The organism is Stenotrophomonas sp. HMWF003 (assembly GCF_003061285.1).
Lineage (GTDB): Bacteria > Pseudomonadota > Gammaproteobacteria > Xanthomonadales > Xanthomonadaceae > Stenotrophomonas > Stenotrophomonas maltophilia_AP.
In genome coordinates this window covers 9,523-11,572 of the sequence record NZ_QAIW01000230.1, presented here as the reverse complement: position 1 = coordinate 11,572, position 2,050 = coordinate 9,523, and the positions used below count along the sequence as shown (strand labels likewise).

The window sequence follows — 2,050 nt, the reverse complement described above, 5'->3', positions numbered from 1 at the left end:
GTGCGGGGGGATGCAGCGGGCGGAGCCGGGTCCGTGGGGAGCCGGCATCGCGGGGAGCCGGCCAGCGGCCGGCACTACCGGGTCGCGCCGGTAGATGCCGACCGGTGGTCGGTACCCCGCCTCACACCTGCAGCAGCTTGCGGGCTGCCGCGCGGGCTTCCTTGCTGACTTCCACGCCGCCCAGCATCCGCGCCAGTTCTTCCTCGCGGGCCTTGGGGTCCAGTTTTTCCACCGCGCTCTGGGTCATGCCGTCCACCGGGGCCTTGCTGACCCGGTAATGGGCGTGGCCCTTGGAGGCGACCTGCGGCAGGTGGGTGACGCACAGCACCTGACGTTTCTCGCCCAGGGCGCGCAGCTTGTGCCCGACGATGTCGGCCACCGCGCCACCGATGCCCGAATCCACTTCGTCGAAGACCATGGTCGGCACTGCGTCCAGGCCCAGCGCCGCCACCTCGATGGCCAGCGAAATACGCGACAGCTCACCGCCCGAGGCGACCTTGCGCAGGGCGCGCGGTGGCTGGCCGGCGTTGGCCGCCACCAGGAACTCCACGCGCTCGGCGCCGTTCGGGTCGGGCTTGGCCACGGCCTGCGGCTCGATATCGATCAGGAACTGGCCGCCGCCCATGCCGAGCTCGCCGATCAGGGTGGTGGTGGTCTCCGACAGCGCCTTGGCCGCCTTGCGCCGGCTGGCGCTGAGCGTGTCGGCCACGGTCTGCCACTGGCCGGCGGCGCGCTCGATCTGCCCGGCCAGCGCCTGCAGGCGGGTGTCGGCACCGCGCAGCTGCTCGACCTCGGCTTCCATCGCGTCGCGGTGCTCGCCCAGCGTCTCCATCGGCACCCGGTGCTTGCGCGCCAGATCATGCAGACGGCCCAGCCGGCGTTCGATATCCTCGAACTGCTCGGGGTCGGCGTCCAGGTCGTCATGCACCCGGTCCAGCAACGCCAGGGCCTCGTCCAGCTGGATGGCGGCGCTGTCGAGCAGGGCGTCCACCTCGCCCAGGCGCGGGTCGTGTTCGGCCACGCGGGCCAGTTCATGGCGCGTCTGCTGCAGCAGCTGCAGTGCCGAGGTGTCCTCGTCGCCATTGAGCCGGGCCACGGCGACATCGCAGGCGGCGATCAGGGCGCTGGCATGGGCCTGGCGGCGGTGGCTGCTGCCCAGCTGGGCGATCGAGGCCGGCTCCAGGTCTTCGCGCTGCAGCTCGCCCAGCTGGTGTTCCAGGTAGCCGATGCGGTCGCTCACATCGCCCTGGCGCGACAGCGCCTCGGCCTCGTCCACCAGCGCCTGCCAGCGTGCGGCGGCCTGGCGGACCTGGCCGCGCTCGGCGTCGTTGCGCGCGAACGCATCCAGCAGCGCCAGCTGCGAGGGCCGCGCCAGCAGGGCCTGCTGTTCGTGCTGGCCGTGGATTTCGACCAGGGTCGAGGCCAGTTCGGTCAGTTGGGTAAGGGTGACCGGGCGCCCGTTGATCCAGGCGCGGGAGCCGCCATCGGCGCGGATGATCCGGCGCAGCTGGCACTGGTCCTCGTCGTCCAGTTCGTTCTCGCGCAGCCAGCGCCGCGCCGGGGCGTCCTCGCCGGGGGCGAATTCGGCCGACAGTTCGGCGCGGGCGGCGCCGTGGCGGACCACGCCGCTGTCGGCGCGCAGCCCGGACAGGAAGCCGAGGGCGTCCACCATCAGCGACTTGCCGGCGCCGGTCTCGCCGGACACCACGGTCATGCCCGGCCCGAATTCGAGTTCGGTAGCACGGACGACGGCAAAATCCTTGATCGATAGATGTTTGAGCATGGTTGTCTGTTCTTGAGCCGCGCAACGCTAGCATGGGGCGGGGACAGCTCCAATAACTTGCCTTCGGTCCCCGGAGCCATTATCTAGGATGGCGTCTCACAGGCTGATTCCATGCACCCCACTGCGTCACATCTTGCGCCCCGCGCCCGCCACCTGCTGCGGACGCTGATCGCCCGCCACATCCAGGACGGCGAGCCGGTCGGCTCGCAGACACTGGCGCGACTGGCTGGGCTGGATGTCAGCCCGGCCACCATCCGCAACATCCTG

At 71.0% G+C, this 2,050-nt stretch carries 1 protein-coding gene and 1 pseudogene; one reads left to right on the top strand and one right to left on the bottom strand.

From position 1 onward, the window contains the following. Positions 1-121 precede the first annotated feature (121 nt). Positions 122-1,783: a DNA repair protein RecN gene (gene recN / locus DBR34_RS09435; RefSeq protein ID WP_128096595.1), complete on the bottom strand. Its 1,662-nt coding sequence runs from the start codon at positions 1,781-1,783 to the stop codon at positions 122-124. A 111-nt stretch (positions 1,784-1,894) separates the two neighbouring features. Here recN and DBR34_RS22500 point away from each other — a divergent pair. Continuing rightward, positions 1,895-2,050, top strand: a pseudogene (locus DBR34_RS22500) (heat-inducible transcriptional repressor HrcA); the annotation flags it as partial.

Bases quoted from the DNA above. Each gene is read 5' to 3' on its own strand.
- recN (WP_128096595.1), bottom strand. From the start codon at position 1,783: ATGCTCAAACATCTATCGATCAAGGATTTTGCCGTCGTCCGTGCTACC.